Origin of the sequence: Thalassospira xianhensis MCCC 1A02616 (assembly GCF_003326475.1) — a bacterium.
Classification (GTDB): Bacteria; Pseudomonadota; Alphaproteobacteria; order Rhodospirillales; family Thalassospiraceae; genus Thalassospira; species Thalassospira xianhensis.
On record NZ_JPWA01000013.1, the window covers coordinates 96,853 to 110,339 of the forward strand.

General features: G+C 55.7%; 13 protein-coding genes. All 13 read left to right on the plus strand.

Going from position 1 to position 13,487, the window contains the following annotated elements; translation table 11 throughout:
• Window positions 1–261: 261 nt before the first annotated feature.
• The 13 genes from ccoN to rpsP all read left to right on the plus strand — a co-directional run bounded on the left by ccoN (window position 262) and on the right by rpsP (window position 13,449).
• Window positions 262–1,719: a cytochrome-c oxidase, cbb3-type subunit I gene (ccoN, locus tag TH5_RS12340; protein ID WP_062951674.1), complete on the plus strand. Its 1,458-nt coding sequence runs from the start codon at window positions 262–264 to the stop codon at window positions 1,717–1,719.
• Window positions 1,720–1,732: 13 nt separating this feature from the next.
• A complete protein-coding gene (gene ccoO / locus TH5_RS12345) occupies window positions 1,733–2,461 on the plus strand; it encodes a cytochrome-c oxidase, cbb3-type subunit II (protein WP_114122120.1) in 729 nt (242 codons plus the stop codon).
• A 16-nt stretch (window positions 2,462–2,477) separates the two neighbouring features.
• Entirely contained in the window at window positions 2,478–2,639 is a 162-nt protein-coding gene (locus tag TH5_RS12350) for a cbb3-type cytochrome c oxidase subunit 3 (protein ID WP_007089114.1), read from the plus strand.
• Between the two features lie 15 nt (window positions 2,640–2,654).
• Window positions 2,655–3,527, plus strand: coding sequence for a cytochrome-c oxidase, cbb3-type subunit III (gene ccoP / locus TH5_RS12355; RefSeq protein ID WP_114122121.1), 873 nt, complete (start codon window positions 2,655–2,657; stop codon window positions 3,525–3,527).
• A 231-nt stretch (window positions 3,528–3,758) separates the two neighbouring features.
• On the plus strand, window positions 3,759–5,255 hold the full coding sequence (ccoG, locus tag TH5_RS12360; RefSeq protein WP_114122151.1) for a cytochrome c oxidase accessory protein CcoG: 1,497 nt from the start codon (window positions 3,759–3,761) through the stop codon (window positions 5,253–5,255).
• 60 nt (window positions 5,256–5,315) lie between these two features.
• The gene (locus tag TH5_RS12365) at window positions 5,316–5,834 is read left to right on the plus strand and encodes a FixH family protein (RefSeq protein ID WP_114122122.1); all 519 of its coding nucleotides are present in this window, start codon (window positions 5,316–5,318) and stop codon (window positions 5,832–5,834) included.
• On the plus strand, window positions 5,831–8,263 hold the full coding sequence (locus tag TH5_RS12370; RefSeq protein WP_114122123.1) for a heavy metal translocating P-type ATPase metal-binding domain-containing protein: 2,433 nt from the start codon (window positions 5,831–5,833) through the stop codon (window positions 8,261–8,263). The genes TH5_RS12365 and TH5_RS12370 overlap by 4 nt, the downstream gene beginning before the upstream one ends.
• On the plus strand, window positions 8,260–8,436 hold the full coding sequence (gene ccoS, locus TH5_RS12375) for a cbb3-type cytochrome oxidase assembly protein CcoS (protein ID WP_062951614.1): 177 nt from the start codon (window positions 8,260–8,262) through the stop codon (window positions 8,434–8,436). Before TH5_RS12370 ends, ccoS begins: the two co-directional genes overlap by 4 nt.
• A 92-nt stretch (window positions 8,437–8,528) precedes the next feature.
• The gene (locus TH5_RS12380) at window positions 8,529–9,227 is read left to right on the plus strand and encodes a cyclic nucleotide-binding domain-containing protein (RefSeq protein WP_114122124.1); all 699 of its coding nucleotides are present in this window, start codon (window positions 8,529–8,531) and stop codon (window positions 9,225–9,227) included.
• A gap of 214 nt (window positions 9,228–9,441) precedes the next feature.
• Window positions 9,442–10,290 carry a 3-methyl-2-oxobutanoate hydroxymethyltransferase gene (panB, locus tag TH5_RS12385; RefSeq protein WP_114122125.1) on the plus strand — a complete coding sequence of 283 codons (849 nt, stop codon included), beginning with the start codon at window positions 9,442–9,444 and terminating at the stop codon, window positions 10,288–10,290.
• A 41-nt stretch (window positions 10,291–10,331) separates the two neighbouring features.
• On the plus strand, window positions 10,332–11,201 hold the full coding sequence (panC, locus tag TH5_RS12390) for a pantoate--beta-alanine ligase (RefSeq protein WP_114122152.1): 870 nt from the start codon (window positions 10,332–10,334) through the stop codon (window positions 11,199–11,201).
• A gap of 232 nt (window positions 11,202–11,433) precedes the next feature.
• A complete protein-coding gene (ffh, locus tag TH5_RS12395) occupies window positions 11,434–12,918 on the plus strand; it encodes a signal recognition particle protein (protein ID WP_114122153.1) in 1,485 nt (494 codons plus the stop codon).
• A gap of 126 nt (window positions 12,919–13,044) precedes the next feature.
• Window positions 13,045–13,449, plus strand: coding sequence for a 30S ribosomal protein S16 (gene rpsP, locus TH5_RS12400; protein WP_007089124.1), 405 nt, complete (start codon window positions 13,045–13,047; stop codon window positions 13,447–13,449).
• Window positions 13,450–13,487 lie beyond the last annotated feature (38 nt).

Below are 13,487 nucleotides of genomic sequence, written 5' to 3' on the forward strand. Positions count from 1 at the left end.
TTTTACACGCCGATATTGACGTGGATCAATGGCGTCAGCGGCTCCTACCCGCATAATCATCAGACATTCAAAAGCCTCGTCCGTTTTGCATGTGATGCCGCAAATAGCGCATCACGGCAGTGGTGGGGCTTTTGGTGCAGGTGGCAAGGGGATGGCATGTGTCGCACCCGGTCACCGCCGGGACTGATGGAGTTGACCGATCGGATTGGGGACAACTCACCCGAACACCTTGAACGGGAGTCAAGCATGAGCCAGGGGAGCATGGCACAGACAGCATCAACGCCAGTTGCTGTTGATTATAATATGGACGTTGTGCGCTGGGGCGCACTGGCGACTGTATTTTGGGGCGTCGTCGGATTTCTGGCGGGCGATTTAATTGCCTGGCAGCTCGCATTTCCGGCGCTTAACTTTGATAACGAATTCCTGAACTTCGGACGTCTGCGCCCGCTGCATACATCGGCAGTGATTTTTGCCTTTGGCGGCAACGCCCTTCTGGCGACGTCATTCTATGTGGTGCAACGAACCTGTCGAACGTCACTTTATGGTGGCAAGGCGCTTCCGTCGTTTGTTTTCTGGGGCTACCAATTGTTCATCGTGATGGCCGCAATCGGCTATGTCACGGGGGTTACCCAGGGCCGTGAATATGCTGAACCGGAATGGTTCGTCGATATCTGGCTGACCGTGGTCTGGGTCGCGTATCTTGCCGTTTTCGTCGGTACGCTGCTTAAACGTACGGAACCGCATATCTATGTGGCGAACTGGTTCTATCTGGCCTTCATCGTCACGATTGCGATGCTGCATCTGGGGAACAACCTGGCGATACCGGTCTCGTTCACGGGTGCCAAATCCTACTCGATGTTCTCGGGTGTTCAGGATGCGCTGACGCAGTGGTGGTATGGCCACAACGCGGTGGGCTTCTTCCTGACGGCAGGCTTCCTCGGCATGATGTACTATTTCATTCCGAAGCGTGCTGAGCGTCCGGTCTATTCCTATCGCCTGTCGATCATCCACTTCTGGGCGCTGATCTTCCTGTATATCTGGGCCGGCCCGCACCACCTGCACTATACCGCACTTCCGGATTGGGCGCAGACACTTGGCATGACTTTCTCGATCATGCTGTGGATGCCGTCCTGGGGTGGAATGATTAACGGCCTGATGACGCTTTCGGGTGCCTGGGACAAACTGCGCACCGACCCGGTCCTGCGTTTCATGGTCGCGGCTGTCGGTTTCTATGGCATGTCGACCTTCGAAGGTCCGGTCATGTCGATCAAGGCCGTCAACGGCCTGTCGCACTATACCGACTGGACCATTGGTCACGTTCATTCCGGCGCGCTTGGCTGGGTGGCATTCGTGTCGTTTGGCGCGATCTATCATCTGATCCCGGTCCTGTGGCACCGTGAACGCCTGTATTCAATGCGTCTGGTTGCCCATCACTTCTGGCTCGGCACTATCGGTATCGTTCTTTACATCACGTCGATGTGGGTATCGGGGATCATGCAGGGTCTGATGTGGCGTGCCTATGACGATCTGGGCTTCCTGCAGTATTCCTTCATCGAAACCGTTGAAGCCATGCACCCCTACTACATCATTCGTGCAACGGGCGGTCTGCTGTTCGTGCTGGGGTCGCTGATCATGGTCTGGAACGTCTACAAGACGATCAGGGGTGATCTGCGTCGCGAAGCACCGATCGGCACACCTGCCACCGTGGCCGCCGAATAAGGGGGATGGGAAAATGCTTCTGAAAAAACACCATATTGTTGAAAAGAACGTCTTTGTTCTCGTCCTCGGAATTTTCCTGACCATCATCATCGGCGGTATTGTTGAAATCGTGCCCTTGTTCACGATGGAACAGACCATCGAGAAGGTAGAAGGAGTACGTCCCTATTCACCGCTCGAACAGGCGGGACGTAACATCTATCTCCGCGAAGGCTGCTATAACTGCCATTCTCAGCAGATCCGTCCGTTCCGTGACGAGGTCGAACGTTATGGCCATTACAGCCTTGCTGCGGAATCGATGTACGACCATCCGTTCCAGTGGGGATCGAAACGTACCGGTCCGGATCTTGCCCGTGTTGGTGGCAAATATTCCAACGACTGGCATGTTGCCCACCTGATTGATCCGCGCGCGGTCGTGCCGGAATCGATCATGCCGGGCTACCCGTTCCTAGCGGAACGCGAATTGAAGTTCGATGACGCCCAGGCACACCTTGAAACGCTGAAAATGGTCGGTGTTCCTTACACCGACGAGCAGATCGAGAATGCCAAGGCCGACCTGTATCTGCAGGCGATGGCGGACGAGGATTACGAAGAACTCCTTGCACGCTATCCGAATGCGGCAACCGGTGACTTTGATGGCAATCCGGCAAAACTGACCGAAATGGATGCGCTTGTCGCGTATCTGCAGGTCCTGGGTCGCATGGTCGATTTCACCACCTACAACCCGCAACTGAACCTGCGCTAAGGCGAAGGGGAACGTCATGGAATTCTTTACGCAACTCGCTGACTTTTTCCGACCCTTGTGGGGTCTGTGGCTGATGCTGCTTTTCGGGGCGATCATTGCTTGGGTCATGTGGCCTAGCAAAAAGCGCCGGAAAGACATGGAAGAGCATGCCCGGATTCCGTTTCGGGATGAGGAATAGGGGGAGAACCGAGCTATGTCGACACATGTCGAAAAAGACCAGGTTTCGGGTCACGAAACCACCGGTCATGAATGGGATGGCATCAAGGAACTGAATACACCGCTGCCTTCCTGGTGGGTATATGTCTTCTGGGCCACAATCGTCTGGTCGGTCGGCTATTGGGTGGTTTATCCGTCCTGGCCGACGGCAACGAGCTACCTTACCGGTATGTTCGAAACCACCAACCGGACCCAACTGCATGAAACCATGGCCAATGTTGCCGCCGAACGCGCGCCCTATATGGAGCGTCTGGCAGCACTGGATCTGGATGAAATCGTTAATGACAGCGAATTGCTGAACTTCTCGATGGCGGGGGGCAAGGCCGTGTTTGCAGAAAACTGCGCACCGTGTCACGGCACGGGCGGTTCTGGCAATCCAGGCTTCCCGTCCTTGCAGGATGATGACTGGCTGTGGGGCGGAACGCTTGAGGCGGTCAATGAAACGGTTCATGTCGGTGTCCGCTGGGATGCAAATGAAGACACCCGGTTCAACGATATGCCCGCTTTTGGTCGTGACGAGATACTTGAACGCGAAGACATCAATGATGTCGTTCAGTATGTCCTGGCCTTTACCGGTCGCGAGACCGACAAGGCAGCAGCCAATCGCGGTGCGGGAGTGTTCGCCGATAACTGCGCATCCTGCCACGGCGAAGACGCAAAGGGTGTTCAGGAACTGGGCGCGCCCAACCTGACCGATGCAATCTGGCTGTATGGCGGCGATGCTGCCACCATCACCGAAACCGTAAACAATTCACGCGGTGGCGTGATGCCAGCTTGGGGTGGTCGTCTTGACGAAGAAACCATCAAGATGCTGACGGTTTACGTCCACTCGCTTGGTGGCGGTCAGTAACCTTTAAAATCTTCTGCCCGCCGCACCTTTCTGCACTGTGATCTGATCAAAAATTGATTTGTATCATGGTGGGGTGCGGCGGGTTTTTCGTATGTTGGCACTGCAATTTGAATAATCCTAATCCGGCTTGGCATGCCGCATGCCAATGTCGCGCGATGTGCCGATGACTGGTGGCCCAAAACCACAAGAGAGCAGTTATCGGCGATGCGGCACAACAATCAGGTAGCGACAATGGCCATGCCCCATTTGCAACAGCCCGATCCCGCACATCCCCTCCCGCAAAATGACACGCTGCCGGAAGATGATCGAGACCAGCCCCTATATAAAACCCGCGACAAGGTCTATCCGAAACGGGTGTCGGGGTATTTCCGTAACCTGAAATGGTTTGCGCTGATTACCCTGCTGGCGATTTACTGGATCGTGCCCTGGCTACGCTGGGATCGCGGCGCATCGGCACCGGATCAGGCGGTTCTGATCGATATGGATATGGGGCGCGCCTATTTCTTCTTTATCGAAATCTGGCCGCAGGAAGTCTATTACATCACCGGTCTTCTGATTCTGGCGGCAATCGGTCTTTTTCTGGCGACATCGCTGTTTGGTCGCATCTGGTGTGGGTATGGCTGCCCGCAAACGGTGTGGACCGATCTTTTCATGCTGGTCGAACGCCATATTCAGGGGGATCGCAATGCCCGCATGCGCCTCGACAAATCGCCCTGGACCTTTGAAAAAATCTGGAAAATCGGGGCCACTCATCTTTCGTGGCTGGTGATTGCTGCCGCAACCGGTGGTGCCTTCGTGCTTTATTTCAACGATGCTCCCAAGGTAATCGCCGATATCTTTACCGGCCACGCATCATTGGGCGTTTATGTCACCATCGCGTTTCTGACTTTTTCGACCTATTTGCTGGCGGGTTGGGCGCGCGAACAGGTTTGTACCTATATGTGCCCTTGGCCGCGTTTCCAGTCGGCAATGCTTGATGACGAGTCGATGATCGTCACCTATGAAGGCTGGCGCGGCGAGCCCCGCGGCCCGATCAAACGCAAGAACCTTGTCCGAGGCGAAGTTCCGGAAGTCGGTCACTGCATTGATTGCTATGCCTGCTTTAACGTGTGCCCGACGGGGATCGATATCCGTGATGGACTGCAGATGGAATGTATCGGCTGTGGCCTGTGCATCGATGCCTGCAACGAGATGATGGACAAAGTCGGCTTCCCGCGCGATCTGGTACGGTTCGATTCCGTGCAGAACAGTCAGCTTCGCGCCCATGGCAAGGCGACCAATATCCGCATCCTCCGCCCGCGCACGATTTTCTATTCGGTCATTCTCGTGCTTGTTGCCTCGGTAATGGCTTTTGGCCTTCTGAACCGCACAACGCTTGAGGTCAACGTCCTGCGTGACCGTAACCCGATCTTTGTCACTTTGTCGGATGGTGACGTTAGAAACGGCTATACGCTGAAAGTCCTGAACAAGGAACAGGCTGCGAAAACCTATATCCTTCAGATCGAAGGACTTGATGCCAGCGATTTTCAGGTGATCGGTCTGACACCGAACCAGGACGGCACATTCAGTCTGGATGTCGCACCTGATCGCGTCGGCAGTTTCCGCGTCTTTGTTGCGGCAAATCCGGAAACATTAAACAGTGAATCAACGCCGTTCGAGTTCAGCGTGACAGATCCAGAGGACAATGTTCGCGAAACTTATGATACGGTATTTGCCGGTCCGAAATAAACGGACCGGCCTGATGATCCCGGCAACCGATCATGTGCCACCGGGCAGGAGATAAAGATTATGACGATCCAGACCACAACATCACAGGCTTCTGGCGCCGGCCCGCGCAAATCGGATCGTCTGATCCCGTGGTATTTCGTCGGTGGTTTCGCGATCATGCTGATTGCCAATATCTCGCTGATCACGTTTTCAATGACCAGCTGGAACGGCCTTGTGACCAAACATGCCTTTGAAGAAGGCAATAATTACAACGCCGCAATGTCAGGTGCACAACGCCAGACCGAACTGGGATGGCGCAGCAAACTGTCCGTTGATGGCCTGATCAATCAGTCTGCGACGGTTACTGTCCTGTTCCGGGATCGTGATTCCAAACCGATCAGCGGTGCAGAAATGGAAATCGTTTTGCGGCGTGCAGACCGTGATGACCTTGACCAGACTGTCCGGCTGGCCGAAATCGCCCCCGGTGAATATCGTGCCAGTGCCGCGTTCCCGGTTTATGGTCGCTGGGAAATCCGGACCATTGCACGCGCCCTTGGTGATGATTACCAGACCGTCGAGACCGTTCTTGTAAAACCATGACAACCCCGAACACCTGCCGCCATTGTGGATATCCGGTGACATCCATGTCACCAGCGGGACCCGATTTCTGCTGTCGGGGCTGTGCAGGTGCGTTTGCGCTGTTGGGTGACCTGGGCCTGAAATCCTATTACAGCCGTCGAAGCATTGATCCCAAAACCAGACCGTTGCGCCCCGACACGGATGAAATCGCAGCGATTAATTTCACCGACCTTGTCAGTACCGACGACAAAGGTGTTCATCATCTGAACCTGATGGTGGACGGTATTCATTGTGCGGCCTGCGTCTGGCTGATCGAAACCCTTTTGCAAAAAAATCCGTCCGTCCTGCATGCCCGCGTCAACATGACCACCCGCCGCCTAAGGATGGCATGGAACGGCGATATTGCCGATGTCGATGAACTGGTCAAACCGGTTCTGCAGATGGGATACCGGCTGATCCCGTTTGATCCCGCAGCGCTTGAGCAGGCCACACAGGCCCGCAACAGCGAATTGCTGCGCTGTCTGGCGGTCGCCGGATTTGCCGCAGGCAATGTCATGCTGCTTTCGGTGTCCGTCTGGGCCGGGTATTTTCAGGGCATGGGCGGGGCAACCCGCGATCTTTTCCATTGGATATCGGCCCTGATTGCCCTTCCCGCAGCGGCCTATGCCGGCATCCCGTTTTACCGCTCTGCTTGGGGTGCAATCCGCAATCGCCGGGTCAATATGGATGTCCCGATCAGCCTCGGCGTCATTCTCGCCCTTGGCATGAGCTTGGCCGAAACCACGCGCGGCGGCCCGCATGCCTATTTTGATTCGGCGATAACACTTCTGTTTTTCCTTCTGGTTGGTCGTTATCTTGACAGCCGCGCACGCGGTCAGGCGCGGTCGGCGGCCGAACATCTGCTTTCTCTCAATGCCCGATCGGTCACGGTTCTCGATGACGATGACACCCGCCGACTGATCGCGCCGGAGAAGGCAAAGCCGGGCATGATCGTTATGGTCGCTGCGGGCGAGCGGATCGGCATTGACGGTGAAATCCTCGACGGACAGTCGGATATCGATACCAGCCTGATCACGGGTGAAAGCATCCCCGGCATCGCCAAACCGGGGGCCACCGTTTTTGCTGGAACAACCAATATTTCGGCCCCCTTGCGCATACGTGTTACCGCAACCGGTCAAACCACGCTTTTGGCGGAAATTGTCAGGTTGATGGAAAATGCCGAACAGGGGCGTGCCAAATATGTGGCCCTTGCCGACAGGGTCGCAAAATCTTATGCCCCCGTGGTCCATATTCTTTCGGGCACGACATTTCTGGGCTGGTGGTTGATTGGCGGGATTGGCTGGCAGGATGCCCTGATGAATGCAATTGCCGTTCTGATCATCACCTGCCCCTGCGCGCTGGCACTTGCGGTGCCGGTTGTTCAGGTAATTGCAACCGGACGGCTGTTGCGTGCGGGTATTCTTGTCAAATCGGCCACCGCACTGGAAAGACTGACCAGCATTCGTGGCGTCATTTTCGATAAAACCGGTACATTAACCACCGGCAAGCCCGAATTGGTAAGCAATACCGAAAATGAAGGCTCGCTTGAACTTGCGGCTTCCATCGCCGCCAATAGCACCCATCCCTTATCCCGTGCCCTGGTTCGGGCCGCCGGAAATGTAACACCAGTCGCCAACGTTTCCGAACATCCGGGACAGGGATTGTCTGCGGAACTGCCCGGTGGTGTGGTTCGGCTGGGAAGCCGTGCATTTTGCGGCATTGCTGAAAATGCCGACCTGTCCAGCCACGTTGCAGGTCCCGAAATATGGTTACAGGAACCGGAGCGTTCAGCCGTCCGGTTTGTTTTCCGCGATGCCCCGCGTCATGATGCCGAACAGGTTATTGCAACGCTGTCTGCACGCGGATTTGATATTTCCCTTCTATCGGGTGACCGGCCGGTGACGGTATCGCAGCTTGCCGAAACGCTTGGCATCCGCGACTGGAAGGCACAACTATCTCCGGCGGACAAGGCAAACGAAATCGCCCGTCGCGCAGAAGACGGAAAATGCGACCTTATGGTCGGTGACGGCATTAATGATGCGCCGGCACTTGCCGCAGCCCACGCATCCATGTCACCCGCCAGTGCGGCTGAAATCAGCCAGAATGTCGCCGATATCGTGTTTCAGGGTGATCGTCTTTCAGCCGTGATCGAGACCATCGATGTTGCAAAAAAATCCGACCGGCTTGTGCGGCAGAATTTCATGCTTTCGTTTGGCTATAACCTGATTACGATTCCATTGGCGGTTTCGGGTATGGTCACCCCACTGGTGGCCGCCATTGCGATGTCTTCATCATCTTTGATTGTGATTGCCAACGCATTGCGCCTGCGATCAGGAAGTGACAAACCGGTAATCGAAGATCGCGCGACCCTCCCCGTACATGCCCAAGAGGCAGGAGCTCCGTCAGTATGAGCAACCTATTACTTCTGATACCAATCGCCCTGTTTCTGGGACTTCTCGGGCTGGCCGCATTTCTGTGGTCGCTTAAATCCGGGCAGTTTGATGATATGGAAGGGGCGGCAAACCGGATTTTGTTTGACGACGACGATCAGGAACCGCAGGACAGCCATACGAAAAACAACTGAATGAAACGTTAGTATCGCTTGAACTGCCCCTATCTGATCGAATAGATTAATTCCAATTCAACACCTTAATGCATGTAGCTCCGGAGTTTGCCATGTCTGTGCGTTCCCAGCTTTGTGAGGCCTGCGGAATCAAGGACTTGACCTTCTGCTCTTCTTTGCAGGGTACGGAGCATGACCGTCTGCGCCAGATGCTGACTCATGTTCAGTTTGATTCGCACAGCACGATTTTCCATGAAGCCGAAGACGCCGACTACGTTTTCAACGTCACATCGGGTTCGGTGAAGCTTTACAAACTTCTGGGCGATGGCCGCCGCCAGATCACCGGTTTCCTTTTCCCCGGTGATTTCCTTGGTCTGGCGCTGAACACCACATACAGCTACACCGCCGAAGCAATTGAGCCGGTAACCGCCTGTCGCTTCCCGCGTGAAAAGCTTGAAAAGCTGTTTGACGAATTTCCGCGTCTTGAAAAACGCATGCTGGGCATGGCGGTTGACGAACTGGCCGCCGCACAGGACCAAATGCTGCTGCTGGGTCGTAAGACCGCCAAGGAAAAAGTCGCATCCTTTCTTCTTATGCTGGCCCGCCGGCAGGAACATCGCGGCGAGGAAAGCGACACGATCCAAGTACCGATGAGCCGTTCCGACATCGCCGATTATCTTGGCCTGACCATTGAAACGGTGTCACGGACCCTGACGCAGTTGCGCAAGGAAGCGACGATTACACTTAGGGATAATCGTCATATCGAAGCGGTCGGCATTGATATGCTCGAAGACCTTGCCGAAGGTTTGTGATTGCGTTGTGCAAATGCACAACAAATCGCGAAATGGACTGAATATCCTGCGGCTGCAATAACGGGAACCCGTCCTGTTAAAGGCTATTCGACCAAAAGCCTGTTTCGCGATTGCGAAAAAACAGTTCCCGCAAATGGTCATCATATTGTAAACATGACGGCACGCCTGACACAGATCGGGCAGCCAAATCCGGTTATACCGGGGGAGAAACGTCATGAGTGCCACCACAAGAAAACAGGGCCGCATCACGGTTCCTGAAATTCGCGCCCGCAAGGGGGCAGAACCGATTGTCTGCCTTACGGCTTATACCACGCCGATGGCGCAACGCCTGGATGAACACTGCGATCTTCTTCTGGTCGGTGATTCACTGGGCATGGTTGTTTACGGCATGGAAAGCACCCTTGCCGTCACCGTCGACATGATGATCAACCACGGCAAGGCCGTTATGCGTGGCAGCTCCAACGCCTGCGTGATCGTCGATCTGCCATTCGGAAGCTATCAGGAATCCAAGGAACAGGCGTTCCGCACCGCATCGCGCATTCTGGCCGAAACCGGTTGCGCGGGTGTGAAACTCGAAGGTGGCGCCGAGCTGGCCGACACCATCGCGTTTCTGAGCCAGCGCGGCATTCCCGTCATGGCCCATATCGGCCTGATGCCGCAGCAGGTCAACACCATGGGCGGCTTCAAAAGCCAGGGCCGTGGTGACGAAGCTGCTGCCAAGGTGCTTGCAGATGCCAAGGCCATTGCCAAAGCCGGTGCATTTTCCGTTGTTGTCGAAGGCACGGTCGAGGCCGTGGCACGACGTATCACCACGGAAATAGACATCCCGACGATTGGCATCGGCGCCTCTGTCGCCTGCGATGGTCAGGTGCTTGTGACCGAGGATATCCTTGGCCTGTTTTCCGATTTCACCCCGAAATTCGTCAAACGCTATGCCGATCTGGGCGATCAGGTCTCCAAAGCGGTTGAAAGCTATGCCTCCGAAGTCCGGAACCGTCAGTTCCCGACCGACGATCATTGCTTTGGCGTGACCAAACCCGGCAAATTGCGCGCTGTTAAATAACTTTGCGGCATTTTGCCCAACAGACGATCGACAAGACGAACATGACGCTTAAAACCGTTCACAGCGTTGCAGAACTGCGCGCGGTTATCGCTGGGTGGCGCGCAGAAGGTTTGCGCGTGGCATTGGTGCCGACAATGGGTGCGCTTCACGCCGGTCATATTAGCCTGACCGATCATGTCCGCAATCACGCCGACCGTGTCGTGGTCAGCATTTTTGTCAATCCGACGCAGTTTGGCCCGAACGAGGATTTCGGTGCCTATCCGCGCACACTGCCCGATGATCAGAAAATGCTCGATGCCGCCGGGGTGGAGCTGTGCTTTGCCCCCTCGGTCGAGGAAATGTATCCCGAAGGCTTTGCCACCCGCGTCAGCGTCGATGGATCCCTCACTAACGTGCTGTGCGGTGCCGCCCGGCCAGGCCATTTTGACGGTGTTGCCCAGATCGTCACCAAGCTTCTGCTACAGGCCCTGCCCGATTGCGCGATATTCGGCCAAAAGGACTATCAGCAACTGATGGTCATCCGGCGTTTCACCACCGACCTGAACATACCGGTCGAAATCATCGGCGCACCGATCCTGCGCGAGGAGGACGGACTGGCGATGTCATCGCGTAACCGCTACCTCACCGTTGATGAACGTGCTGTTGCCCCGACCCTTAACCATGTTCTCGCCGACATCACCCGGGCCGCCGCATCCGGTAAGGAAATCGGTCCGCTTCTGGCCATGGGACGCGAAGATATCCTGCGCGTGGGTTTCAGTCCGATCGATTACCTTGAAATCCGTGATGCCAATACGCTGGAACTGGTCACCGAACGCGTGACAGGTCCCAGCCGCGTCTTTGTCGCCGCCCATCTTGGCAAAGCCCGCCTGATTGACAATCACGCCATCGAACCGGCCAACATCGCGGGTTAAACAACGGGCTGGTCGCGACGAATCGCCGATTGCGATGAAATCGGCATCAAAAGCGCAGAACATAGCGCTTTTGCGCCTGATTGCGCTTGACTCTCCACCCCCTATCGCATAAACCCTGCGCAACAAAGGTCGCCCAAGGGGTGACTCCCCCAGTCCTCGAGTTGTCGAGCACTGGGTTTTAGTTTTTTGTGCGTACACGGTGGAAACACCGGAAACACAGACGGGATTTGGAATGTTTGAAGGACTAAGCGATCGCCTTGGCGGTGTTCTTGACAAGCTGCGCAAACGTGGCGCGCTGAAAGAATCCGACGTCAAGGAAGCCATGCGCGAAGTACGCGTCGCCCTGCTTGAGGCTGACGTGGCGCTGCCGGTTGTTAAATCCTTCATCACCAATGCAACCGAACGTGCGGTTGGTCAGGATGTTCTGCGGTCGGTGACACCGGGGCAGATGGTCGTCAAGATCGTCCATGACGAACTGAAAAACATGCTGGGCGAAGGCGAGGATATCAACCTTGCGGCCACCCCACCGGTTCCGATCCTGATGGTCGGTCTGCAGGGTTCGGGTAAAACCACGAGCTCGGCCAAGATCGCGCTGCATCTGACCAAAAAGCGCAACAAGAAAGTCCTGCTGGCGTCGCTTGATATCTATCGTCCGGCCGCACAACAGCAGCTTAAAGTTCTGGCCGATAGCAATGGCCTGAACGTTCTGCCGATCGTCATGGGCGAAAAGCCGGTCTCGATCGCAAAACGCGCCATGGATACCGGCCGCAAGGAAGGCTATGACGCCGTCATCCTCGATACCGCAGGTCGCCTGCATATCGATATGGAACTGATGAGCGAGGTCGCCCAGGTCCGTGACGCGGTCAACCCGGCCGAAACCCTTCTGGTCACCGATGCGATGACCGGTCAGGACTCGGTCAATGTGGCCAAGGAATTCGCCGACAAGGTCGGCATCACCGGTATCGTTCTGACCCGTATCGACGGTGATGCACGCGGTGGTGCGGCCCTGTCGATGCGCCAGATCACCGGCTGCCCGATTAAGATGCTCGGTACCGGTGAAAAAATCGACGAGATGGAAGCCTTCCATCCGGATCGTATCGCCAACCGCATCCTCGGGATGGGCGATGTCGTCAGCCTTGTTGAAAAGGCTGCCGAGACGATCAAACAGGAAGACGCCGAGAAAATGGCGAAGAAGCTCGCAAAGGGTCAGTTTGACCTGAACGATCTTCTTTCCCAGCTCAAGCAGCTTCAGAAAATGGGTGATCTTTCCGGCATCATGGGGATGCTGCCGGGCATGGGCGCGCTGAAAAAACAGATGTCGCAGACCAAGCTCGATCCCAAACTTCTGACCCATCAGGAGGCGATCATCCTGTCGATGACGCCCAAGGAACGTGAAAACCCGGCCCTGATCAAGGCATCGCGCAAAAAGCGTATTGCCGCGGGTTGCGGTCTTTCGGTCCAGGATGTGAACAAACTGCTCAAACAGCATCAGACCATGGCCACCATGATCAAAAAGATGGGCAAAATGGGCAAAAAAGGTCTGTTTGGCGGTATGCCGAAAATGGATCCCTCGATGCTCGAAGGCGGCGACATGCCCGATATGAGCAAGTTGCCAAAAGGATTTCCCGGTGCCGGGGGCGGATTACCGCCCGGGTTCCCGGGATTGGGCGGCGGTGGCTTGCCGCCGGGATTTCCGGGGTTCAGTAAAAAGAAATAGCCAAGCCCCCGGTTCTCAAGATTTTTCGAAAGAACCAAACACCCCGGTTCACTGAACCGGAATAAATTGATCCCTCGGGATCGTAACTTGAAGACTACAAACCCAAGCTGAAAGGAACTTATCCGAATGGCTGTCAAGATTCGTCTTTCCCGTGGCGGTGCCAAAAAGCGTCCGTACTACCGTATCGTAGTTGCAGATGCCCGTGCCCCGCGTGACGGCAGCTTCATCGAGAAAGTCGGTACCTATGATCCGATGCTCCCGAAGGATGCTGACAACCGCGTGACCTTCAAAGAAGAGCGCATCAAATATTGGCTGGGCGTTGGCGCACAGCCGACCGATCGTGTTGCACGTTTCCTGGGCAAAGCTGGCCTGGCTGACGCGTTCAAACCGACCGAACAGCCCCAGAAGTCTGCTCCGAAGGCGAAAGCCCAGGAACGTCTTCGTGAGAAAGCTGAAAAAGCCGAAGCCGCTGCTGCTGCAGCTGCCGAAGCTGCTGCGGCTCCTGCTGAAGAAGCTGCCAGCGAAGAATAAGCTTTTCGCACGCTTTGATCAGATACCGGAAATTTGTG

Coding starts and splice junctions, on each gene's coding strand:
- ccoP (WP_114122121.1), top strand. CDS start 2,655: ATGTCGACACATGTCGAAAAAGACCAGGTTTCGGGTCACGAAACCACC.
- TH5_RS12370 (WP_114122123.1), top strand. CDS start 5,831: ATGACAACCCCGAACACCTGCCGCCATTGTGGATATCCGGTGACATCC.
- ccoG (WP_114122151.1), top strand. CDS start 3,759: ATGGCCATGCCCCATTTGCAACAGCCCGATCCCGCACATCCCCTCCCG.
- panC (WP_114122152.1), top strand. CDS start 10,332: ATGACGCTTAAAACCGTTCACAGCGTTGCAGAACTGCGCGCGGTTATC.
- ffh (WP_114122153.1), top strand. CDS start 11,434: ATGTTTGAAGGACTAAGCGATCGCCTTGGCGGTGTTCTTGACAAGCTG.
- TH5_RS12365 (WP_114122122.1), top strand. CDS start 5,316: ATGACGATCCAGACCACAACATCACAGGCTTCTGGCGCCGGCCCGCGC.
- TH5_RS12350 (WP_007089114.1), top strand. CDS start 2,478: ATGGAATTCTTTACGCAACTCGCTGACTTTTTCCGACCCTTGTGGGGT.
- panB (WP_114122125.1), top strand. CDS start 9,442: ATGAGTGCCACCACAAGAAAACAGGGCCGCATCACGGTTCCTGAAATT.
- ccoN (WP_062951674.1), top strand. CDS start 262: ATGGCACAGACAGCATCAACGCCAGTTGCTGTTGATTATAATATGGAC.
- ccoO (WP_114122120.1), top strand. CDS start 1,733: ATGCTTCTGAAAAAACACCATATTGTTGAAAAGAACGTCTTTGTTCTC.
- TH5_RS12380 (WP_114122124.1), top strand. CDS start 8,529: ATGTCTGTGCGTTCCCAGCTTTGTGAGGCCTGCGGAATCAAGGACTTG.
- rpsP (WP_007089124.1), top strand. CDS start 13,045: ATGGCTGTCAAGATTCGTCTTTCCCGTGGCGGTGCCAAAAAGCGTCCG.
- ccoS (WP_062951614.1), top strand. CDS start 8,260: ATGAGCAACCTATTACTTCTGATACCAATCGCCCTGTTTCTGGGACTT.